The following is a 21,053-nucleotide window of genomic DNA, read 5'->3' as shown; positions in this document are numbered from 1 at the left end:
CGTGCCGCCGGGCGCGCGGGTGGGGGGCGCGCCGGCGCGGTCGCTCGGGTAGGGCGGCTGCCCGCCGCGCGGACGCTCCGCCCCCCGGGGCCTCAGGCGCCGACCGGATTCTCCAGCCGGCCGATGCCCTCGATCTCGATCTCGACGCGGTCGCCCGTGGTCAGGATGCGCGGCGGCACCATGGCGTAGCCGACGCCTTCCGGCGTGCCGGTCATGATCACGTCGCCCGGCAGCAGGGTGAAGCCGGCCGAGAGCTGGTGGATGATCTCGGGGATGTCGAAGATCATCTTGCTGGTGCGGCTCGATTGCCGCTGCTCGCCGTTGATCCAGAGCTTGATCGCGAGGTCCGTGGCGTCGAGGTCCTCGGCCGGGATGATCCAGGGGCCGAGCGGGCAGGAGCGGTCCAGCGACTTGCCCTTGAACCACTGCCCGTGGCGGCGCTGCAGGTCGCGGCCGGTGACGTCGTTCGCGATGGTGTAGCCGAAGACGTGCTTCAGCGCGTCCTCGCGGGCGATATCACGGCCGGCGGTGCCGATGACGAGCGTCAGCTCCGCCTCGTAGTCGAGATACTTGGTGACCGTGCCGTGGCTCGGGATCTCGGCATGCGGGGCGATGACGGTATCCGGCGCCTTGGTGAAGAATTGCGGGTATTTCGGCACCTCGGACTGGGTGATGCCGCGGGTGCGGTCGCCCTCGGCGACATGGTCCTGGTAGTTGCGGCCGACGCAGAAGACGTTGCGGTGCGGACGCGGGATCGGCGCCAGCAGAGTGACGGCATCGGCAGCGAGCAGGGCGGCTTCCGGCGGCGCCTCCGCGATCGGGCGGATCGCCGGGACGACAACGGGGCCGGCCTCGATCAGCGCCTGCATGGAGGTGAAGCGGATGCCTGCCGCCGCCAGGTCGAGCACGCGCCCGCCTTCCAGCATCAGGCCCGGGCGGGGGCCCGAGGTATCGGTGAAGGTGATGAGCCGGAGCGCGGCCATGCGGGCGTTTCCCTTGGTTGGTCGGCCGCAGGGGAGCGCGCCACGGTCCGGCTGTCCACCCTCCTTCGCCAAGGCTTCGGAGGGTTGACGCCTCACCCCCACCCCGCGGCCGCAGGCCGCCACCGGAAAGGCCGGGCTGCGAGGCGTCAGCCGATGCAGGCCGAGGCCGCGAATGCGGCCGCCGGCGCTTGAGGCCAAACAAAACTCGCTTCGGGGCCACACCCCAGAACCTCAGTCAAATTTAGCGAGACGCACCGCGGTGTGGCCCCGAAGCGTATGGGGCGAGGGCATGACCAGCAGGCAGTTGTCATGCGGCGTGCGGATCTCGGCCTCGCCGTCGAGCGCGATCAGGGTGTTGCGCTCCGGAATCACCTCGCCGCCGCGGAATTCACGGAGGAAGGTGAAGCGGCAGGTGGTCGCGGTCACCGTGCGCGTCACATGCGCGATGCGGCCGCGCGGCAGCGCAGCCTCTCCGCGCGCCGGCGGCAGCAGGCTGAGCTTGCGCGCCGCGCGGCGGAAGGAAGCCTCCATGGTGGCGACTGTCGCTTCCTCCCAATGCTGCCCGGCTTCGATCAGCAGGGCGGCACGGATTCCGTCGGCATCGGCGAAGCGGGCATAGTCGATGATGCGCCGGCCGGCGGCATGGCCGTCATCGGCGACCACCACCGGCGGCACGCCAATCTGCGCGGCGAGCTGCGCCGCGCGCGGCGAACGGCCGGCCAGGATCAGTGCATCGGAGGGCCAGAGCATGGAATGCAGATCGAGCACCACATCGGCTTGATCGATCACCGGGCGGAGCTGCCGCGCGCGCTTCAGTTCGCTCGATTTGCGCGGGCCGGCCAGCGTGGCTTCGTCCCAGACCCGGTTCATGTCTTCGTCGATGAAGCGGCTGGCGGTCGGGTCCTCTGGCGTGAAGCGCGCATAGGCGTCGAAATTGGCGAAGGCCAGCGTGATGCGGCCGCGCAGCGGCACGGGGCGGGTGCGCAGCAGCCGGTCGAGCAGGATGGCGCCGGCGATCTCATTGCCATGCACCAGCGCCATCACCAGCAGATGCGGGCCGGGCTCCTCGGCGGCGAAGCTGTGGACGCCGGGGATGCCGGCATTGCCGTCCTGCCAGGGGGCGAGGTCGGGGGCCGCCAGGTTCACCGGGAAGCGCGGCGGTTCCGGGCGGTCGGGCAGAGGGCTGGCGGGCGGGGGCGCGTCGGGCGGCATCGGGACCGTATTCAGACGAGCGCCGCCATCCGCGTGGCCGGCATGGCTGCGATTGTCCCCACCGTCGATGCTTGCGCCCGTGCGCCCGCGTTCACGTCCGCATCTCCCCTCGTTGCCCCGCATCCTATACGGGTCGACGAAAGGCGCAAACGGGCGGCTCGTTTCGCCGGGAAGGCCGGCCGCGTCGCGGCGCCGGGCTTGTATCCGGAAAACCCATGCCCTGGCGATCGTCTGCCTGGGGCGGCATCCGGGCCGAGGTCAGCCGTTCGGGCGTGGCTCCGGCATCGCGAGGAACAGCAGGGTGCCGATGACGACCGCGCCCGCGAAGACCGCGATGGCGGCGCCGATACCGCCCCAGGCGGCGGCGGGGCCGGATGCGGCCTGGAGCACCGCGGCGCCGCCGAAGAAGGAGAGGTTCACGGCCGCCAGCGCCCGGCCGGTCTGCGCCGTGGGCACTGCGCCGCGTGCCAGTGCGAAGCTCAGCGGCTGCACCGAGACCGCGAGGCCGAAGGCGAACAGCAGCGCGAGGTCGATGCCGGCCGGCAGCCGCGCCGCGGCCAGCATGGCGAAGATCAGCGCGGCCGCGACCAGGTGCCCGATTGCGAGCACCGCGCGGCGATGGCCGAGATGGCGGTCCAGCACGCCCGCCATCGCCGGCCCGATGATCAGCGACAGGGTCGCGACGAAGAGGACATGCCCGGCCTCGATGCGAGTCAGGCCCTTCACCTCCATCAGCCAGGGCCCGCCCCACAGCCCGCGGATGCCCATCACGACAGCGAAGGACGCGAAGGTGAGCGCCACCACCCCCCGCAGCGCCGGCGAGACGGAGAGTGCCAGCGTCTCCCGTGCGTCGCGCAGCAGGGTGCGCGTCGGGTCGCGCGGCGGCGGCCTCTCTCGCACCGTCGCGAAGACGAGCGCCATGGCGACCAGGCCGAAGCCGGTGGAGGCCCAGAAGCCGGCGCGCCAGCCATGGGTTTCGACCAGCCAGGCGAGCGGGCTCGCCGAGAGCAGCATGCCGGTATTGCCGACCGCCTGGAGCAGCCCCGACCAGAGGCCGAAGCGGGCCGGCGTCAGGATGCGTGCGGCATAGGTCATGGGGCAGAGCAGCATGCCGGAGCAGCCGAGGCCCATGGTGACCTGCGCCAGCAGGAAGCTCCATGGCCCGGGCGCGATGGCGGCGACGGCGGTGCCCGCGCAGACCAGCGCGAAGAGGGTGAGCGAGACCGGGCGCACCCCCCAGCGATCGAGTGCCACGCCGAGCGGCACCTGCCCGAAGGCGAAGGCGAAGAGGAAGCCGCCGGTCAGCGTCGCGAGCCCTTCCGCCGTCACGCCGAGGTCGCGGGCCAGCACATCGGCCGCGATCGCGGGCAAGGTGCGCACCGCGTTCGACAGCACATGCCCGAGTGCGAGCACCAGCAGCGGCACGACCAGCGCCGCCGACGCCTCCCGCGTCCCTTCGGTCACAGCATCAGAGCCTTTTTGTGATTGGCGTGTGTGAGTGGCGTGTTTCTGGTTGGCTTGAGGGGTCTTAGTTCCGGAAGATCTTGCCCGGGTTGAGGATGCCTTTGGGATCGAGCGAGGCCTTGATGCCGCGCATCACCGCCAGCGCCTCGATCCCATGCTCCTGCTCCAGGAACTCGCGCTTGCCTAGGCCCACGCCATGCTCGCCGGAGCAGGTGCCGCCGAGCGCCAGGCCGCGGGCGACGATCGCCTTGTCGAGCGCCCAGGCGCGCTCCAGCGCGTCCGGCTCATCCTCCGGCACTAGGATGACGGTGTGGAAGTTGCCGTCGCCGACATGGCCCACGATCGGCGCGGTCAGGCCGGAGGCGAGGATGTCCTCCTTGGCGCCAAGGAGGGCTTCGGCGAGGCGGGAAATCGGCACGCAGACATCGGTCGCGATGCCGCGGCTGCCGGGGCGGAGCGCGATGCAGGCCCAATAGGCGTCGTGCCGCGCCTTCCAGAGCTTGTTCCTGGCCTCCGCATCCGCGGTCCAGGCGAAGCCCAGCCCGCCCATGTCGGTCGCGATCGCCTCCACCGTCTCCGCCTGCTCGGCGACGCCGGCCGGGCTGCCGTGGAACTCCAGGAACAGCGTCGGCAGCGCGGAAAAGCCTTCGAGCTTGGAGTAGCGGATGCAGGCATCCATCTGCACCTCGTCCAGCAGCTCGATGCGGGCGACGGGGATGCCGGCCTGCATGGTGGCGATGACGGTCTCGACGCAGGCGGCGAGCGTCGGGAACTGGCAGACGGCGCCGGAGATCGCCTCCGGGATGCCGTGCAGGCGGAGCCGCACCTTGGTGATGATGCCGAGCGTGCCTTCGCTGCCGATCAGGAGGCGGGTCAGGTCGTAGCCGTTCGCGGCCTTGCGCGTGCGGCCGCCGGTGTGGATGACGCGGCCATCGGCGAGCACCACTTCGAGGCCCAGCACGTTTTCCCGGATGGTGCCGTAGCGCACGGCGTTGGTGCCGGAGGCGCGGGTCGCGCACATGCCGCCGATGGTGCAGTGGCTGCCGGGATCGACCGGGAAGAACAGCCCCTGGTCGCGCAGGTGGTCGTTGAGCTGGTGGCGCGTGACGCCGGGCTCGACCAGGCAGTCCATGTCCTCCTGGTTGACCTCCAGCACCGCGGTCATGCGCGAGAGGTCGAGCGAGATGCCGCCGCGCACCGGGTTCACATGACCTTCGAGGGAGGTGCCGGCGCCGAAGGCGGTGACCGGCACGCCATGCTGGTGGCAGAGGGTCATGAGGCGGCTGACCTCCTCCGTCGTCCCCGCGAAGGCGACGGCGTCTGGCAAGGTCGGCGTGGTGGTGTCCTCGCCGCGGCTATGTTGCTCGCGCAGCGCCTGGTTGGTGCTGATGCGCTCGCCGAGGAAATCGCGGGCGGCAGCGATCACGGCATCGACGGGGCGGGGGCTGATGGTGTTCACGGAATGGCGTCCTGGTCGTCACGGGAGAGCGGGCAGGTCAGGCAATGCGGCCCGCCGCCGCCCAAGGTGAAAAGACTGAGCGCCGGGTCGAGGACGGTCAGGCCCTCCGCACGCAGCGCGGCGTTCAAACCCGTGCTTTCGCGCGCCGATATCACGCGATCCCGCCCGAGCGAAAGGATGTTGCAGCCGAGCGTCATCGCCGCCGCATAGGGGACGGGGATGGTGCGGATGCCGTGCTGCCCGAGCCAGCCGAGGAAGGCCGGGTCGAGCACGTCGTGGCAGGCGACGGCGAGGCCGGGGGCGGCCATGCAGAACAGCACGTCGAGGTGCAGGAAATGCTCGTCGAAGGGCTCGATCCGCACCTCCCAGCCTTCGCTTCGCAGCCAATCCGCGAATTGTTCGGCCCCCGCCATGTCGGTGCGGCCGCCGGAAGCGCCGACCACCGCGAGGCCGGGGCGGATGATGTGGATATCGCCGCCTTCCAGCGTGCCGGCCGAGGATTTGCGCCAGAAGCGGCCCGCGTGGAAATCGATCAGGCCAGCGTATTCGCCGCGCCGCTCGCGTCGCTCCAATTGGCAGAGGACGGGGCCGCGATGCGTCACCACCACGCTGTCGCGCGTATAGACCATGTAGGGCAGATGCGGCTCGGGCGTCAGCGTATGCACGCGGGCGCCGCCCTGTTCCAGCGCCGCCACCAGCTCCGCATGCTGGGCCGCGACCTGGGCCGCGGTCGGCGCCTGGCGCGCTTCGGCCAGCGTCCGCCGGGCGATGCTGTTGGTCGGCAGCCAGCGGAAATGCGTGGGCGGGCAGACCAGCACATCGGTCAGCGGGCCGGTCTCGGATGCGACGGTCCAGGGCGTCATGCAGAGCAGGGTGACGCGCTGCGTGGGGAGCGTCCAGCATCGAGTCCGCTGATTTGACGCGCTCCGGACGCGGGCCAATTTGTTCTGCGAGCAGATTCACGCCTTCGGGCGGGTTCCGCCCTTCGGCGATCTGCTCTAGCGTCGGGTCGTCGATACGGAACCGTCCGGAGGAAGAGCGTGGCGAACAAGGTCAAGGAAGCCTGGAAAGCGGGCCGGGCAGTGGTGAACGGGTGGCTCGCCATCCCCTCGGCCTTCAGCGCCGAGATGTACAGCAAGGCCGGCTGGGACAGCGTGACCGTCGACATGCAGCACGGCGTGCAGGACTACCTCTCCTGCGTCGCCTGCTTCCAGGGCATGCAGCCCTCCGGCGTGACGCCCATGGTCCGGGTGCCCTGGAACGAGCCCGGCATCATCGGCAAGGTGCTGGATGCCGGCGCCTATGGCGTGATCTGCCCGATGGTGAACACGCCGGAGGAAGCCCGCGCGCTGGTGCAGTATTCCAAGTACCCGCCCGCCGGCACCCGCAGCAACGGCCCGATCCGCGCCGGCGCCTATGGTTCCTCCGGCGGCTATCAGAAGACCGCGAATGACGAGATCCTCGTCATCCCGATGATCGAGACCAAGCAGGCGATCGAGAACATCGAGGCGATCCTCGACGTGCCCGGCATCGACGGCATCTATGTCGGCCCCTCGGACCTCTCCTTCTCCTATGGGCTGGAGCCGAAGCTCGATGTCGAGGATCCCTTCGTCCTCAAGATCTACGAGAAGCTACTGGCCGAGACCGGCAAGCGCGGCATCGCGGCGGGGCTGCACAATGGCAGCGCGGCCTATGCCAACCGCATGATCAAGATGGGTTTCAAGCTGGTGACCATCGCCAACGACGTCGGCGTCATGGTGGCCGCCGCCAAGGCGGCGGTGATCGAAGCCCGCGGCTGAGGCTTTCGCGCGGGTCGGGGCGGCAACGCCCGACCCGCGCCATTTCAGGGGCGCCCCTGCGCGCTGCGCGAGGGCGCGAAGCCCTGGGCATCCGGGCGCACCAGCGGTACCAGATGGGTCAGCGCCTGGCGCGCGATCGCGGCGCCGAGTTCTTCCGAGACATCCTCCGTGTGCGCCCAGTGCACCCCGGCCCAGATGCGGGACTGGGCGCAATCATGCGATGCCGCCGCGAAGGACTGGAAGCGCTGCGAATAGATCTGCTGCACGCCGAGCGAGCGGTAGGTGAAGGGCGTCGAAGCGCCGAAGAAGCTCGCCATCAGCGCGGCGCCGACGGCGCAGTCGGTCGCGTGGCCGGAGGGGTATTCCGGGAAGGGCGGCGTGTTGATCAGCGGCATCCAGTCGGGATCGGGCGTGACGCCGCCGCCGCCGATCTGGATCGCGGTGACCGGACGCCAGACGCTGTAGCGTTCCTTCGCCTGCCAGATGATCACCGCCGCGTCGTCCATCGCGATCGCGATCAGGGCCAGCGCCCGGGCGCTGCCCCAGAGCCCGTCCGCCGGGCGCCGCTCCTCGAGCAGCGTGACCGCCGCATCCATGAAGCCGCGATGCGAGACCTGGTTGGCCCAGAACAGCGCGGATGAAGTCTGCGCGGCGGTGCGGGTCGACTGATCGCGCCGGCCGACGCGGCGGACCTGCTCCGTGTCTCGCCGATAGATGTCGCTGCCGAAAGCCGGCGGCGGCGGGATCAGCGCGGTCGCGGCCTCGGGCGTGAACAGCAGCGGCGCGGTGGTCGGCACCACGTCGCGCTGGAAATCGGTCGGTGTCGGGCGCCAGCGCCAGGGGCGGTTGCTGACGGAAAAGGAGGAATAGGGCGCATAGCCGTCGAGCTCCCGCCGCTGCAGCGCGGCGTTGGCGACGGCACGGCCGAGGGCGACGCCGGCGTCGCGCGCGGGTCCCGCCGGGACGCGGGCCATCGCCGCCGCATAGGGTGCTTCGCGGTCGGGTGTGCGCCCCTGGCCGAGCCGCGTCAGCACCTCATGCGCGACGGTCGCGATCGCGGCTTCCGGGGAGGCGGCTGCGCCGCGCGGTTCATCCGCTGCCCGCGGCGTCCAGCGAGTGTAGCGCGGCTGGATGGCGTTCAGGGCGTCATGGATCGCGGGGAACAGGATGGAGAGGGTGTAGCGGCGCATCTGCCCGCCATCCAGCCGGTCAACGACCGCGACCCATTCCCCGACCGCGTCGGCGGCGCGGGCGGGAAGAGCGAGGACGGACAGTAGTGATGCGGTGAGAAGAAGGATGGCACGGGGCCGGCGCAGGGCGCGACGCGGCGCTGATCTTTCCAAGACGGGACTCCTCTCCCCAGAATCGCAGCCTAGCGGGTCTTCGGCGGCAAGGCAGCCGGACCCTTCGGCGGTGCCGGATTGGTGGGCAGGGCGCGGCCCCGCGCAATGGCATCCTCGCCGAACCGCTTGCGGAGCGCCTCGACCGCCGCCCAGCCGGCCGCGCGCCTCGGCGCGGTGGGGTCGGCGAGGTCGCCGCGATCCGCATCCGCCGCATCGGCGAGCGGCTGCGCGCCGATGCCGATCAGCCGGAAGGCGGTACGGCCATCCGCTTCCCGCGCCAGCAGGGCGCGGGCCGCCGCGAACAGCGTGTCGGGCAGCAGCGTCGGCGAGGGCAGGCGCGCATGCCGGGTGCGGTTGCGGAAATCGGCGGTCTTCAGCTTCAGCACGACGCCGCCGGCGGCGAGCCGCTTCTCCCTGAGACGGCGCACCAGCTTCTCGCAGAGCCGCCAGAGCGGGCGTTCCAGCGCGGCGGGATCGCGGAGGTCGCTGTTGAAGGTAGTCTCGGCGCTGACCGACCTGGTCTCGCGGTCCGGGTCCACGGCCCGGCTATCCTTGCCGCGGGCGCGGGCGGTGAGCGACGGCCCGTCCTCCCCGAAGCGCAGCGCCGCCTGCTTCGGATCGAGCACCGCGAGCTGGCCGAGCCGGGTGATGCCGGCGGCCGCGAGCCGCTTCTCCATCGCCGGCCCGATGCCGGGCAGCAGCGAGACCGGCTGCGGGGCGAGCCAGGCGGCGGCCTCCCCGGCGCCGATCATGGCGAAGCCGCGCGGCTTGTCGCGCTCGGCGGCGAGCTTGGCCATCAGGCGGTTGGCGGCGAGGCCGACCGAGACGGTGACGCCGATTTCGCGCTCGACGGCCTGGGCGAAGCGCGCCAGCACGGCGGCGGGCGGTGCGCCGTGCAGCGCTTCGGTGCCCTTCAGGTCCATCACCGCCTCGTCGATCGACAGCGGCTGCAGCAGCGGCGTCAGCGCCTCCATCAGGGCGCGGATGCGGCGGGCCTCGTAGACGTACTTCGCCATGTCGGGCCTGATGACGACGGCGTCCGGGCAGGCCGCCAGCGCCTTGAACATCGGCATGGCGCTGCGCACGCCGCGGGTGCGCGCGATGTAGCAGCAGGCCGAGACGACGCCGCGCTTGCCGCCGCCGACGATGACCGGCCTGGTCAGCAGCTCCGGCCGGTCGCGCTTCTCGACGCTCGCGTAGAAGGCGTCGCAATCGACATGCGCGACCGAGAGCGTCAGCAGCTCGGGATGCGTCGCGATGCGGCGGCGGCCGCAGCGCGCGCAGGATGCCATGGCCTCGTCCGCGATGTGGAAGCAGTCGCGGCAGAGGCTCGGCATGATCAGAGGCCGTATGGGAATGGATGCGGAGCGTCCTGACGGGGCTTTTCCGCCCCTGCCGCGCCGGCCTCCTCGCCCATGCAGCCGGCATCGGCTGCGTCGGCCGACCCGACAGGAGCGAAAAATCCCTCGCCAGCCCGCCTCCGCCCCATTCCCATACGGCCTCTCAGCCGCCGCTGTCCCAGAGGCGGGCGGCGCCGAAGACGCCGCTGGAATCGCCATGCTTCGCGCGCACGACCGGGGTCTCGGCATGGTCGCTGAAGACGTGGCGCGGCATCAGCCGCGGCATCGCCTCATAGAGATGCTCCATGTTGGAGAGGCCGCCGGCCAGCACGATGACATCCGGGTCGAGGATATTGACCACCATCGCCAGCGCGCGGGCCAGCCGGTCCGTGTGCCGGTCCAGCGCCGCCTGCGCACGGCAGTCGCCGGCCGCGGCGCGGGCCGGCAGGCCACTGGCGTCGCGGGCGCCGGGGCCGTCGGCATCGGCGGCCAGCGCCGGGCCGGAGAGGAAGGTCTCCATGCAGGCAGGCCGGCCGCACCAGCAGCGCGGGCCGGCGAATTCCTCGGCGGACATCCAGGGCAGCGGCGTATGCCCCCATTCGCCGCAGACCCGGTTGCGCCCTTCCAGGATGCGCCCGCGGGAGACGATGCCGCCGCCGACGCCGGTGCCGAGGATGACCGCGAAGACCGTCTCATATCCGGCGCCGGCGCCATCCGCCGCCTCGCTCATCGCGAGGCAATTGGCGTCGTTGGAGATGCGGACCGGCCGGTGCAGCCGCTCCTCCAGGTCCTCGCGCAGCGGCTTGCCGTTGAGCTCCTGGGAATTGGCGCCCCGCACCAGGCCGGTCGCGGGGCTGAGGCTGCCGGGGATGCCGATGCCGAGGCTGCCCTGGGCGCCGAGCTTCGCCTCCGTGGCCTCGACCAGGCCGGCGATGGTCTCGACGGTGGCACGGTAGCCGCCGGGCGTGGGGCTGCGCTCCCGCAACAGGGGGCGGCCATCCGGGCCGAGGGCCACGATCTCCACCTTGGTGCCGCCGAGGTCCACGCCGAGCCTGATGTTCATAAGGATCGTGTTCCCCGATCCTTATGGTTATTTCAAGCCTCAGGCGCCGGCGCAGCCTCCGGCTGCTTGGCTTTCGCGCTGTCGGGTATGCGCCCGGCGCCGCGGTTGGTCGCGCGCGGGCCGCATTCGCGGCCTCGGTCTGCATCGGCTGGCCTCGCAGCCCGGCCTTTCCGTTGGCGGCCTGCCGCCGCGATCTGCTGGTGGTCCCGCTTGCCCCGGGCCGCGCTCCGTGGTGCGGTGGGCCCATGTCCGAGACATTGCTTGACGTGAAGGGCCTGAGCTGCCCCTTGCCGGTGCTCAAGGCGAACAAGGCGATGCGTGGTCTGGCCCCCGGCGCCAAGCTGACCGTGCTGGCGACCGACCCCGCCAGCGTCGCCGATTTCCGTGCCTTCTGCCGGGAAACCGGGCATGCCCTGGTCGCCTTCAGCGAGGATCAGGGCCTGTTCCGCTTCGTCCTGAAGAAGCGGGAAGAGCCGGCGGCATGAGCCTGCTGCTCCTCACCCACCGCGCCTGCCTGGGGCATGATCCCGGCCCCTACCATCCGGAATGCCCGGACCGGCTGCGGGCGGTGGTGGCGGCGCTGGAGGCCGAGGAGTTCTCGGACTTGATCCAGGGGGACGCGCCGCGCGCGACCGAGGAGCAGCTCACCCGGGTGCATCCGCTGTCCTATGTGGAGGCGATCCTCGGCATCCGGCCGGAGCCCGATGAGCGGGTGCCGCTCGATGGTGACACCATGATGTCGCATGGCAGCGCCGAGGCCGCGCTGCGCGCCGCGGGTGCCGCCGTCGCCGCGGTCGATGCGGTGATGGGGGGCGAAGTGCGGCGCGCCTTCTGCGCGGTGCGGCCGCCTGGCCATCACTGCGAGCCCGCCCGGCCCATGGGGTTCTGCCTGTTCTCGAACGCCGCCATCGCCGCCCGGCATGCCCAGGCGGCGCATGGGGTGGCGCGGGTGGCGGTGGTGGATTTCGACGTCCATCACGGCAACGGCACCCAGGCCTGTTTCGAGGCCGAGCCGAGCCTGCTCTATGTCTCCTCCCATCAATGGCCGCTGTATCCGGGCACCGGGGCGGTGACGGAGACCGGGGTCGGCAATATCGTGAACGGCACCCTGCCGCCCGGTGCGGACGGCGCCGCCTTCCGGGCGCTGTGGGAACGGGCGCTGCTGCCGGCGGTCGAGGCCTTCGCGCCGGGGCTGCTCATCATCTCGGCCGGCTTCGACGCCCACGCCGCCGACCCCCTGGCCCAGCTCCGGCTGCGGGAGCCGGATTTCGCCTGGTTGACCGCGGCTCTCTGCGCGGTCGCGGAACGACACGCGGGCGGACGGGTCGTGAGCCTGCTGGAAGGGGGCTACGATCTGGCGGCGCTCGGCGCCTCGGCTGCCGCGCATGTGCGGAGCCTGCGGGATAGTTGAGCGCGAAGCAGATCGCCGCAGGGCGAATGCCCGAAGGCGTGAATCTGTTCGCGAGCCAAACTTGGGCAGATTCGCCGCAGGGCGAATGCCCGAAGGGCGTGAATCTGTTCGCGAGCCAAACTTGGGCAGATCGCCGTAGGGCGAATGCCGGGAGGCGTGAATCTGTTCGCGAGCCAAGCCTGAGCCTATATCCGGGCTGGACCATGGGCTTTCCCCCTGTATGGTCCGGCCCAACCAGATGCCGGAACCGGAACCTGATCGCCATGGCCGCCGCTGACGCCCCGCTCCCGGATGTTGCTTCCCTGTCCTTCGAGGAGGCGCTGGCCGAGCTGGAAGGCATCGTGAAGACGCTGGAAGGCGGGCAGGGGAAGCTCGAGGAATCGGTGCGCGCCTATGAGCGCGGTGCCGCGCTGCGCCGGCATTGCGAGGCGAAGCTCGCCGAGGCGGAGCAGAAGGTGCAGGCGATCGTGGAAGGGCCGAGCGGCGCCACGCTTCGGGACGTGGAGTGACCGACCTCGCGGCCGCATTGGCCGAGGCGGCGGCCGAGATCGACGCCGCGCTCGACCGCGTGATCCCACAATCGGAGGGCGACGAGTCGCGGCTGTTTGAGGCCATGCGCTACGCCGCGATCGGCGGCGGCAAGCGGCTGCGCGGCTTCCTGGTGCTGGAAGGGGCGAAGCAGTTCGGCGTTGGGCGCAGCGCGGCACTCAGGGCGGCGGCGGCGGTCGAGATGCTGCATGCCTATTCGCTGGTGCATGACGACCTGCCGGCCATGGACGATGACGATCTGCGCCGCGGCAAGCCCACGGTGCACATCGCCTTCGACGAGGCGACCGCGGTCCTGGCGGGCGACGCCCTGCAGGCCAATGCCTTCTACGTGCTGTCGCATGAGGAGACGCATGCCGATCCGGCGGTGCGCGCCGAGCTCTGCCATTGCCTCGCCCGCGCCGCCGGGCCTCGCGGCATGTGCGGCGGGCAGATGCTGGACATGCTGGCCGAGCAGGCCACGGCGCCGCTCGAGGAGTCGGCCATCGGGCGGCTGCAACTCCTGAAGACCGGCAAGTTGATCGAATTCGCGGCCGAGGCGGGCGCCATTCTCGGCAAGGCGCCGCCGACCCTGCGTCACGCCTTATCGGCCTATGGCCGCGATCTCGGCGCCGCCTTCCAGATCGCTGACGACCTGCTGGACCTGACCGCGACGCCTGAACAGGCGGGCAAGGCGACCGGCAAGGACGCGGCCGCCGGCAAGGCGACGCTGCTCGGCCTGCTGGGGCCCGAGCGCGCCAAGCTGCAGGCCGAACGCCTGGCCCAGCAAGCCGCCCACCATCTGGACAGTTTCGGGGAACGCGCCGATCTGTTGCGTGCGCTCGCCACCTACGCGATCGAGCGGAGGAATTGAATGACCCGTCCCGTCACGCCGCTGCTTGACCGTATTCGGGAGCCTGCGGATTTACGGAACCTGTCGGCGGAGCAGCTGAAGCAGGTTGCTGGTGAGTTGCGCGCGGAGACGATCGACGCGGTGTCGGTGACGGGCGGTCACCTGGGGGCCTCGCTCGGTGTGGTCGAGCTGACGGTTGCGGTGCATGCGGTGTTCGAGACACCGCATGACCGGCTGATCTGGGATGTCGGTCACCAGGCCTATCCGCACAAGATCCTGACGGGTCGGCGGGAGCGGATCCGGACCTTGCGGCAGGGCGGGGGCTTGTCCGGGTTCACGCGGCGGTCGGAGAGCGAATACGACCCGTTCGGTGCGGCGCATTCCTCGACCTCGATCTCGGCGGGTCTCGGGATGGCGGTGGCACGCGAGCTGAAGGGCGAGGAGCGGCACGTCATCGCGGTGATCGGCGACGGGGCGATGAGCGCCGGCATGGCCTATGAGGCGATGAACAATGCCGGGGCGAGCCGGGCCAACCTGATCGTGGTGCTGAACGACAACGACATGTCGATCGCGCCGCCGGTGGGGGCGATGAGCGCCTATCTGTCGCGGCTGATCTCGTCGCGGCCGTTCCTGTCGATCCGGGAGCTGATGGCGAAGATGGCGCGTCGGTTCCCGCGCCCGCTGGAGCGGGCGGCGCGGCGGGCGGACGAGTTCGCACGCGGGCTGCTGACGGGTGGCACGCTGTTCGAGGAGCTGGGGTTCTACTATGTGGGCCCGATCGACGGGCACGACATGGACCACCTGATGCCGGTGCTGCGCAACCTGCGCGACACCGACCACCAGGGCCCGATCCTGCTGCATGTGGTGACGCAGAAGGGCAAGGGCTACGCGCCGGCGGAGCAGAGCGCGGACAAGTACCACGGTGTGGCGAAGTTCAACGTGGTGACGGGTGAGCAGGTGAAGGCGCCGCCGGGCCCGCCCTCGTACACGAAGGTGTTCGCGAAGGCACTGATCGCGGAAGCGGCGGCGGATGATCGGATCGTGGCGGTGACGGCGGCGATGCCGTCGGGGACGGGTCTGGACGCGTTCGGCAAGGCGTACCCGAAGCGGAGCTTCGACGTGGGGATCGCGGAGCAGCATGCGGTGACGTTTGCGGCGGGGATGGCGACGGAGGGGATGAAGCCGTTCTGCGCGATCTACTCGACGTTCCTGCAGCGGGCCTATGACCAGGTGGTGCATGACGTGGCGCTGCAGAACCTGCCGGTGCGGTTCGCGCTGGACCGGGCGGGCCTGGTGGGTGCGGATGGCGCGACGCATGCGGGGTCGTTCGACATCGCGTATCTGGGATGCCTGCCGAACATGGTGCTGATGGCGGCGGCGGATGAGCTTGAGCTGATGCACATGGTGGCGACGCAGGCGGTGCTGGACAGCGGCCCGAGCGCGCTGCGCTACCCGCGGGGTGAGGGGCTGGGGCTCGCTCTGCCGGAGCGGGGGACGCCGCTTGCGATCGGGCGCGGCCGGGTGCTGCGGGAGGGGACGAGCGTGGCGATCCTGTCCTACGGGGCGCGGCTGGGGGAATGCCTGACGGCGGCGGAGGATCTTGGGACGCGTGGGCTGAGCTGCACGGTGGCGGATGCGCGGTTCGCGAAGCCGCTGGATGTGGAGCTGGTGGAGCGTCTGGCGCGGGAGCATGCGGTGCTGATCACGGTGGAGGAGGGCTCGGTGGGGGGCTTTGGCTCGCTGGTGATGCAGCACCTGGCGTGGACGGGTCTGCTGGAGACGGGGTTGAAGCTGCGTCCGATGGTGCTGCCGGACCGCTACATCGACCACAACAGCCCGGTGAAGCAGTATGACGAGGCCGGGCTGAACGCGCCGCAGATCGTCGCCGCCGCACTCGCCGCCATGGGTGAAGCAAACGCGCAACCCGCCCGCGCCTGACACGTCGCGGCGCCCGGCATCCTCCGTTGCGGGCCGTGGCGCCGGAGGGCACGGCATGACCGATGGCGTTCCGAGCTGGCTGGCCCGGTGGGGCAGGAGCATCGCTTCCGTCTGGCGCGGGGCTTCCCATGGCCGGCCCATCGGCCCTGGGGACCGCAGCCCCGAACGAGCCGCACTGGCCCGCGCGATCGCCTCCATCCCCTTCCGGCGCATCGAGACCGATGGTCAGGCGGCGCTGGCGGCCTGGGAGCGGCTGCGGGCGGAGGGCGAAGGCTGGCCGGTGGTGGTCGGCGGGGACGGGGACCTGGTGCGCCTCGCCGAATGGCTGGAAATCGGGGATGCGCGGTCCGCGGAGGCGATCCTTGCCGCCGCCGAAGCACTCCGCTTTCCGGACGCCCTGCACGCGCTTCGTGCCGAGGAGCGGCAGCACTTCGAAGCGATGACCGGCGGCGGCAACGGGCCGGGATTGCCGCCCCGGGTGAACCGGCTGAGCCTTCCGGATGGCCAGTGGCAGGCGCTGTCGCCCGAGGAGATCCGCGGGCTCTGGGAGGACAGTGCCCGCCCGAAGGGGGCACCGGCGATCGGCGAATGGCCGGATGTGCCGGAGGGGGGGCCCGGGCTTACGGTCGCGCGGGACCACCAGGACCACCCCCTGCCGAAGGTGCATATCCTGGTGCTCCCCACGCGGGACGGCACGGCGGCCCCGGCCTTCCTGAAATGGGGCGGCTGGAACGCCAATCCCCCGCCGGAGCTGCATGTCGCGGCGCTCCGGTCGTGGCGGGACCGCCATGGCGCGGAACTCGTCGGCATCAGCAACGATGTGCTCAACCTCCGCGTGACGCGCCGGCCCGAGACACGGGAGGCAGCGCTGGCGCTGGCCCGGGAGCAGTCCGTCTATTGCGAGGACATCGTCCTGCAAGGGGTGGGCACGCTCGCCCCGCTCGCCGCGATCCTGATGGCGAGCGACTGGTGGTATTTCTGGTGGGATTGATACTCGGCGGAGAAAGTCCTGACTTTCGGAGCCGGGTATCGCGCGCAGGGTTGGTGTGGCGGCTGCGCGCAAGGCAAAGACTTGGATTGGCTTCCGGCTTGCCCGGCGCCCGGCGGCCGGTTACTCTGTTTCAGAGATGACGCAGCGCGCCCTCCTTCCTGGGCTGACCATCGGGCGTTCCGCCCGCGGCGACGCACGTCCGGCGCTCCTCCTTCGACTTATCGGCCCCTGGGCGTAGCGCCCGGCCGGTCACGGCCGGGTTCGCTCAGGGGGAGAGGATGACCCGCCATGCGCGCCCGGATGGGTGCGCCACCAAGACAGCACGCGCAAGGAACGCCTCCGATGGCCATCACGCACCCGAGCTTCGGCACGCTGGACCCCGACCGAATCATCTTCTTCGACACCACCCTCCGCGACGGCGAGCAGTCGCCGGGCTTCTCCATGAACCTCGAGGAGAAGCTGCGCATGGCGGAGGCGCTGCATGAACTCGGCGTCGACGTGATGGAGGCCGGCTTCGCCATCGCCTCGCCCGGCGACTTCGAAAGCGTGCAGGCGATCGCCAAGCTCTTCGCCAAGGACGGGCCGGTGGTGGCGAGCCTCGGCCGCGCCAACCCCGCCGACATCCTGCGCTCGGCCGAGGCGCTGAAGCCGGCGGCGCGGAAGCGCATCCACATCGTGCTCGCGACCTCCGAGCTGCATATGCGCGTCAAGCTGCGCATGAGCCGGGAGGAGGTGCTGGAACTCACCACCAGCAGCGTGACGCTCGGCCGCCAGCATGCCGACGATGTCGAGTGGAGCGCCGAGGATGGCAGCCGCAGCGACCCGGACTTCCTCTGCCGCTGCGTCGAGGCGGCGATCAAGGCGGGTGCCACCACGATCAACATCCCCGACACCGTCGGCTATTCGATGCCGGAGGATATCCGCGGCATCTTCCGCATGCTGATGGAGCGGGTGCCTGGCGCCGACACGGTGGTGTTCTCGGCGCACAACCACAACGACCTCGGCATGGCGGTGGCGAACACGCTGGCCGCGATCGAAGGCGGCGCGCGGCAGATCGAGGCGACGATCAACGGCATCGGCGAGCGTGCGGGCAATGCGAGCATCGAGGAAGTGGCGATGGCGCTGCGCACGCGCCACGACGTGCTGCCCTTCCGCCACGGCATCCAGACGCCGCGCATCCTGCGCACCAGCAAGCTGCTGGCGACCATCACCGGCTTCGACGTGCAGCCGAACAAGGCGATCGTCGGCCGCAACGCCTTCGCGCATGAGAGCGGCATCCACCAGGATGGCGTCCTGAAGGATGCCTCCACCTACGAGATCATGACGCCGGAAAGCGTGGGCTGGACCAAGAACAGCCTGGTGCTCGGCAAGCATTCCGGCCGCGCCGCCTTCCGCGACAAGCTGAAGGCGCTGGGCTATGGCGAGATCGGCGACAACCAGCTCAACGATGCCTTCCGCCGCTTCAAGGACCTCGCCGACCGCAAGAAGGTCGTCTACGACGAGGATGTCGCGGCGCTCGTCGATGACGAGGTCGTCCGTGGCCATGACCGCATCCGGCTCACCGGCATGACGGTCGCGACGGGCATGGGCATGAAGCCCACCGCCACCCTGGCGCTGGAGATCGATGGCGAGGCGAGGACCGGCGTCGCGACCGGCGACGGCGCGGTGGACGCGACCTTCAACGCGTTGCGCCAAGCCTATCCGCATGACATCGCGCTGAAGCTCTACGCCGTGCAGAGCGTCACCGGCGGCACCGATGCCCAGGCGCGCGTCACCGTGCGTTTCGAGGAGAACGGCAAGCTGGTCGACGGCCAGGGCGCCGACACCTGCACCATCGTCGCCTCGGCGCGTGCCTATGTGCACGCGCTGAACAAGCTGCTGGTGAAGCGCGAGCGCACCGCGCCCGAAGCGATGAGCGCCTAGGGCGGATCGACATTCAGCCTTCGGGGTCGCCTGGCGGGTCTTTTCCACGCTGGCGGCGTTGCGCGGCTTGCCGATGCAACCAGCATCGGCAGCGCCGCGCGCCTGGCCAGCGCAAAAAATCTCTCGCCAGGCGCCTCCCGGTGCTGAATTCGATACCGCCTAGATCATCGGATCTCCGGGGCATTCGCCCCGGAGATCCGTTGGGGGGAGCGGTTCGGGCAGCGGATGGCCATGGTGATTTCCCGCCGCCGGCGGGGCGGCTCAGACGACGGCAGCATGCGCTCGTCCGAGTTCACGACCGTCGGCGCGCCGCAGCGTGCGATCAGTTCTGGATCCCGGATCACGAGGGCGCGGATGCTGTCATCGCCGGTCAGGATCTGGCCCGGCTCGACGGATTCCCAATAGACGGCCTGGACGTCTCCCTCGGACTGCAGCCCCCCTACGCGGAGATAGCCATTCCCGACGGGCCTAGTGCCGGGCGCATGGCCCGTCCCGTCGACGGTGCATCCTGTCAGGCCGGCGACCAAGGCAAGCGCCAGGTGGCGCCGATCAATTGCCCCCGCCACTCGGGCGGTTGCCGACGGCACCAGGCGCCGGCGGCAGCGGGGCGAGCACGTTGCCGGGGGTCCAGAAGCGCAGCGGCGCCCATTGCACGGGTGGGCCGGGTGTCTGCACCAATACCCAGCTTTGGCCGGTCGCGGTGTCGATGAGCACCGTGGGGTTGCCTGGCACCGCCTGGTAGCGCCCGGGTGCGGGCGCAGGTTGCGCGGCCGCGACGCCGGGGAGCAGCAGAAGCGCTGCAAGGCGGATCGAGTTCAGCCGCATCGCGGGGCTCCCGGCTTCGTTGCGACATCAATCTTGATAAAGACCCGTGAAGGCCAGCCGAAATTCTCGCGACCGTGAGCCCGTGCGGCTTCGCGCTTGACCAGAACGGCACGATAACGGAATGTTTTGCCATTGCCAAGGGATGGACCGACGGTGTCGCGCGCTCTTGCCTGTCTTCTGCTGCTGCTGGCGGCCCTCGCGGTGGGGCCGGCGGAGGCGCGTCGGGTGGCGCTCGTGGTCGGCATCGACAACTACCAGCAGGTCGAAAAGCTGAGCCGCGCCCGCAACGACGCAACGGCGGTGGCCGCGCGGCTCACCATCGCGGGGTTCGAGGTGATCCTGCGCACCGATCCCGATCGCCGGGCCCTCTCCGTCGCGCTGTCGGAGTTCGAGGAGCGGCTGCGTGGGGCGGAGGTCGGCATGTTCTTCTTCGCCGGCCACGGCGTGGAGATCCGGGGCACCAACGTGCTGCTGCCCGCGGATATTCCTTCGACCCTCTCGGAGACGATCATCCTGCGGGAGGGGCTGCTGCTGACCGACCTGGCCCAGGCCATGTCGGATTCCGGGGTGCGCTACTCCGCGCTGATCATCGATGCCTGCCGCGACAACCCGTTGCCGCGCCAGGCCGGGCGCAGCACCGGCCGCACCCGCGGCCTCGGCCGCGCCGACGCGCCGCGCGGGACCTATGTGGTCTATTCCGCCGGGATCGGCGAGGCGGCGCTCGATCGCCTGAGCGACGCCGACACCTCGCCCAACAGCGTCTTCACCCGCCATCTGCTGCCGGCGCTCGCCGAGCCCGGGGTCAGCCTGGACGCGGCCGTGAAGCAGGTGCGGGAGCGGGTGCGGACGGATGCGGCAATGGTCCGCCACGCGCAGAATCCGGCGATCTACGACCAGGCGACCGGGGAGCTTTTTCTGATCCCATCGGCGCCGCGCCCGGAGGCGCCGCCGGCCGGCACCGCGCCATCGGTCGCATTGCCGCCGCCGCCGGGCGGTGCCGACGCCACGGAGCTGCTGTTCTGGCAATCGGTCCAGTTGCAGGGCCAGGCGCCGGAGCTGGAAGCCTATCTGGCGCGCTGGCCCGATGGGATCTTCGCCCCGATCGCCCGGGCGCGGCTCGCGGCACTCGCGGCACCGGCACCGCCGCCGCGCTCGCTGCCGGCATCGGCCCCGGCGCCGCTGGGGCGGGACGGCGTTCAGCAATTGCAGCGCGGGCTGGCCGGCCTCGGGCTGGATCCCGGCCCGGCGGATGGCACGGCGGGGCCGCGGACGACGGCGGCGATCCGGGCTTTCCAGGCAGCCACCGGGCTGCCGGTGGACGGCGAGGCCACGGAGCCGGTGCTGCAGCGCCTGCGCGACGGGCCAGCGCCTGGGTCGGGGGAATTGGCGCGCGGGCTGGCGGCGCAGGCGCCGGGCCTGCTCGAGGCGCGCAACGCCGCGGAGGCGGTGCGGGTGCTGGAGCTTGGGACCCGACTGGCGCCGCAGGAGGCGCCGCTCTGGCTGATGCTGGGCGACGCGCAGCGCGACCGCGGCGCGAACGACGCGGCGCGGCGGGCCTTTTCCCAGGCGCAGCGGGCGGGGGCCGGCACACCGGTTGCGGAGGAGGCACAGCGCCGCTTGGCGGCGCTGCCGGCCGCGACGCCGGCGGCGGCAGGCACTCAGCCAGGCGTGCAGCCGGGGGCGCCCGCGCCACCCGGGCGGTGCGGGGTGAGCTTCGCCGGGGTCCGTAGCCAGGATGGGCTGACGGGCTTCGCCTTCCGCAACAGTTGTGCGACGCCGATGGCCTTTCGCGCGGAATGTCCGGGGGCACCGGCCCTGGCGCGGGGCGACCTGACGGTCGGCCCCAATAGCGGCACCGTGGTCTGGGCGCCGGCGCGGGGCGCGGCGCAGGCCTGCCGGGTCACCTCGAGCCGGGCCCGCTGAT

At 71.1% G+C, this 21,053-nt stretch carries 19 protein-coding genes; 9 read left to right on the top strand and 10 right to left on the bottom strand.

Going from position 1 to position 21,053, the window contains the following annotated elements:
- Window positions 1-92: 92 nt before the first annotated feature.
- The 5 genes from GXW71_RS05135 to GXW71_RS05115 form a co-directional block, all read right to left on the bottom strand.
- Complete coding sequence (locus GXW71_RS05135; RefSeq protein WP_211851322.1) at window positions 93-983, bottom strand: fumarylacetoacetate hydrolase family protein; 891 nt, start codon at window positions 981-983, stop codon at window positions 93-95.
- 231 nt (window positions 984-1,214) lie between these two features.
- Window positions 1,215-2,195 (bottom strand): M14 family metallopeptidase, encoded by a 981-nt coding sequence (locus tag GXW71_RS05130; protein ID WP_211851321.1) that lies wholly within the window; start codon window positions 2,193-2,195, stop codon window positions 1,215-1,217.
- Between the two features lie 258 nt (window positions 2,196-2,453).
- Window positions 2,454-3,659 carry an MFS transporter gene (locus tag GXW71_RS05125; RefSeq protein WP_211851320.1) on the bottom strand — a complete coding sequence of 402 codons (1,206 nt, stop codon included), beginning with the start codon at window positions 3,657-3,659 and terminating at the stop codon, window positions 2,454-2,456.
- A 64-nt stretch (window positions 3,660-3,723) separates the two neighbouring features.
- Complete coding sequence (locus GXW71_RS05120) at window positions 3,724-5,118, bottom strand: FAD-binding oxidoreductase (RefSeq protein WP_367615985.1); 1,395 nt, start codon at window positions 5,116-5,118, stop codon at window positions 3,724-3,726.
- Entirely contained in the window at window positions 5,115-5,981 is an 867-nt protein-coding gene (locus GXW71_RS05115) for a dimethylarginine dimethylaminohydrolase family protein (RefSeq protein ID WP_211851319.1), read from the bottom strand. Before GXW71_RS05115 ends, GXW71_RS05120 begins: the two co-directional genes overlap by 4 nt.
- A gap of 177 nt (window positions 5,982-6,158) precedes the next feature.
- Between GXW71_RS05115 and GXW71_RS05110 the strand changes: the two genes are divergently transcribed.
- On the top strand, window positions 6,159-6,917 hold the full coding sequence (locus GXW71_RS05110) for an HpcH/HpaI aldolase family protein (protein ID WP_211851318.1): 759 nt from the start codon (window positions 6,159-6,161) through the stop codon (window positions 6,915-6,917).
- A gap of 44 nt (window positions 6,918-6,961) precedes the next feature.
- Here the strand turns inward: GXW71_RS05110 and GXW71_RS05105 are convergent, their stop codons facing one another.
- The 3 genes from GXW71_RS05105 to GXW71_RS05095 form a co-directional block, all read right to left on the bottom strand.
- Window positions 6,962-8,107 carry a vanadium-dependent haloperoxidase gene (locus GXW71_RS05105; protein ID WP_211851317.1) on the bottom strand — a complete coding sequence of 382 codons (1,146 nt, stop codon included), beginning with the start codon at window positions 8,105-8,107 and terminating at the stop codon, window positions 6,962-6,964.
- A gap of 182 nt (window positions 8,108-8,289) precedes the next feature.
- Entirely contained in the window at window positions 8,290-9,597 is a 1,308-nt protein-coding gene (locus GXW71_RS05100) for a DNA polymerase IV (protein ID WP_211851316.1), read from the bottom strand.
- Window positions 9,598-9,763: 166 nt separating this feature from the next.
- Entirely contained in the window at window positions 9,764-10,663 is a 900-nt protein-coding gene (locus GXW71_RS05095; protein WP_211851315.1) for an ROK family protein, read from the bottom strand.
- 245 nt (window positions 10,664-10,908) lie between these two features.
- On the opposite strand from GXW71_RS05095, the gene GXW71_RS05090 reads away from it, so the two are divergent.
- The 7 genes from GXW71_RS05090 to GXW71_RS05060 all read left to right on the top strand — a co-directional run bounded on the left by GXW71_RS05090 (window position 10,909) and on the right by GXW71_RS05060 (window position 18,304).
- Complete coding sequence (locus tag GXW71_RS05090) at window positions 10,909-11,148, top strand: sulfurtransferase TusA family protein (protein ID WP_211851314.1); 240 nt, start codon at window positions 10,909-10,911, stop codon at window positions 11,146-11,148.
- Complete coding sequence (locus GXW71_RS05085; RefSeq protein WP_211851313.1) at window positions 11,145-12,074, top strand: histone deacetylase family protein; 930 nt, start codon at window positions 11,145-11,147, stop codon at window positions 12,072-12,074. The genes GXW71_RS05090 and GXW71_RS05085 overlap by 4 nt, the downstream gene beginning before the upstream one ends.
- 263 nt (window positions 12,075-12,337) lie before the next feature.
- On the top strand, window positions 12,338-12,583 hold the full coding sequence (locus GXW71_RS05080; RefSeq protein ID WP_211851312.1) for an exodeoxyribonuclease VII small subunit: 246 nt from the start codon (window positions 12,338-12,340) through the stop codon (window positions 12,581-12,583).
- Window positions 12,580-13,473, top strand: coding sequence for a polyprenyl synthetase family protein (locus tag GXW71_RS05075; RefSeq protein ID WP_211851311.1), 894 nt, complete (start codon window positions 12,580-12,582; stop codon window positions 13,471-13,473). Before GXW71_RS05080 ends, GXW71_RS05075 begins: the two co-directional genes overlap by 4 nt.
- On the top strand, window positions 13,474-15,390 hold the full coding sequence (dxs, locus tag GXW71_RS05070) for a 1-deoxy-D-xylulose-5-phosphate synthase (RefSeq protein WP_211851310.1): 1,917 nt from the start codon (window positions 13,474-13,476) through the stop codon (window positions 15,388-15,390).
- 55 nt (window positions 15,391-15,445) lie between these two features.
- A complete protein-coding gene (locus GXW71_RS05065; RefSeq protein WP_211851309.1) occupies window positions 15,446-16,381 on the top strand; it encodes a DUF4253 domain-containing protein in 936 nt (311 codons plus the stop codon).
- 342 nt (window positions 16,382-16,723) lie between these two features.
- Window positions 16,724-18,304, top strand: a complete 1,581-nt coding sequence (locus tag GXW71_RS05060) for a 2-isopropylmalate synthase (protein ID WP_211851308.1) — start codon at window positions 16,724-16,726, stop codon at window positions 18,302-18,304.
- 164 nt (window positions 18,305-18,468) lie between these two features.
- Here the strand turns inward: GXW71_RS05060 and GXW71_RS05055 are convergent, their stop codons facing one another.
- Together GXW71_RS05055 and GXW71_RS05050 are read right to left on the bottom strand one after the other, a co-directional pair.
- On the bottom strand, window positions 18,469-18,831 hold the full coding sequence (locus GXW71_RS05055) for a hypothetical protein (RefSeq protein ID WP_211851307.1): 363 nt from the start codon (window positions 18,829-18,831) through the stop codon (window positions 18,469-18,471).
- Between the two features lie 22 nt (window positions 18,832-18,853).
- The gene (locus GXW71_RS05050) at window positions 18,854-19,129 is read right to left on the bottom strand and encodes a hypothetical protein (protein WP_211851306.1); all 276 of its coding nucleotides are present in this window, start codon (window positions 19,127-19,129) and stop codon (window positions 18,854-18,856) included.
- Between the two features lie 153 nt (window positions 19,130-19,282).
- On the opposite strand from GXW71_RS05050, the gene GXW71_RS05045 reads away from it, so the two are divergent.
- Window positions 19,283-21,052 carry a caspase family protein gene (locus GXW71_RS05045; protein WP_211851305.1) on the top strand — a complete coding sequence of 590 codons (1,770 nt, stop codon included), beginning with the start codon at window positions 19,283-19,285 and terminating at the stop codon, window positions 21,050-21,052.
- The last annotated feature ends 1 nt before the right edge of the window (window position 21,053 follow it).

Source organism: Plastoroseomonas hellenica, assembly GCF_018129085.1.
In the GTDB taxonomy this organism is placed as follows: domain Bacteria; phylum Pseudomonadota; class Alphaproteobacteria; order Acetobacterales; family Acetobacteraceae; genus Plastoroseomonas; species Plastoroseomonas hellenica.
The sequence above is the reverse complement of the archived record's forward strand: the minus strand, read 5'-3'. Positions and strand labels throughout refer to the sequence as shown.

Excerpts from the sequence above, each read along its gene's own strand:
- GXW71_RS05060 (WP_211851308.1), top strand. The coding sequence starts at position 16,724 with ATGGCCATCACGCACCCGAGCTTCGGCACGCTGGACCCCGACCGAATC.
- GXW71_RS05050 (WP_211851306.1), bottom strand. The coding sequence starts at position 19,129 with ATGCGGCTGAACTCGATCCGCCTTGCAGCGCTTCTGCTGCTCCCCGGC.
- GXW71_RS05130 (WP_211851321.1), bottom strand. The coding sequence starts at position 2,195 with ATGCCGCCCGACGCGCCCCCGCCCGCCAGCCCTCTGCCCGACCGCCCG.
- GXW71_RS05105 (WP_211851317.1), bottom strand. The coding sequence starts at position 8,107 with ATGCGCCGCTACACCCTCTCCATCCTGTTCCCCGCGATCCATGACGCC.
- dxs (WP_211851310.1), top strand. The coding sequence starts at position 13,474 with ATGACCCGTCCCGTCACGCCGCTGCTTGACCGTATTCGGGAGCCTGCG.
- GXW71_RS05080 (WP_211851312.1), top strand. The coding sequence starts at position 12,338 with ATGGCCGCCGCTGACGCCCCGCTCCCGGATGTTGCTTCCCTGTCCTTC.
- GXW71_RS05095 (WP_211851315.1), bottom strand. The coding sequence starts at position 10,663 with ATGAACATCAGGCTCGGCGTGGACCTCGGCGGCACCAAGGTGGAGATC.
- GXW71_RS05090 (WP_211851314.1), top strand. The coding sequence starts at position 10,909 with ATGTCCGAGACATTGCTTGACGTGAAGGGCCTGAGCTGCCCCTTGCCG.
- GXW71_RS05100 (WP_211851316.1), bottom strand. The coding sequence starts at position 9,597 with ATGCCGAGCCTCTGCCGCGACTGCTTCCACATCGCGGACGAGGCCATG.
- GXW71_RS05065 (WP_211851309.1), top strand. The coding sequence starts at position 15,446 with ATGACCGATGGCGTTCCGAGCTGGCTGGCCCGGTGGGGCAGGAGCATC.
- GXW71_RS05115 (WP_211851319.1), bottom strand. The coding sequence starts at position 5,981 with ATGACGCCCTGGACCGTCGCATCCGAGACCGGCCCGCTGACCGATGTG.
- GXW71_RS05085 (WP_211851313.1), top strand. The coding sequence starts at position 11,145 with ATGAGCCTGCTGCTCCTCACCCACCGCGCCTGCCTGGGGCATGATCCC.
- GXW71_RS05135 (WP_211851322.1), bottom strand. The coding sequence starts at position 983 with ATGGCCGCGCTCCGGCTCATCACCTTCACCGATACCTCGGGCCCCCGC.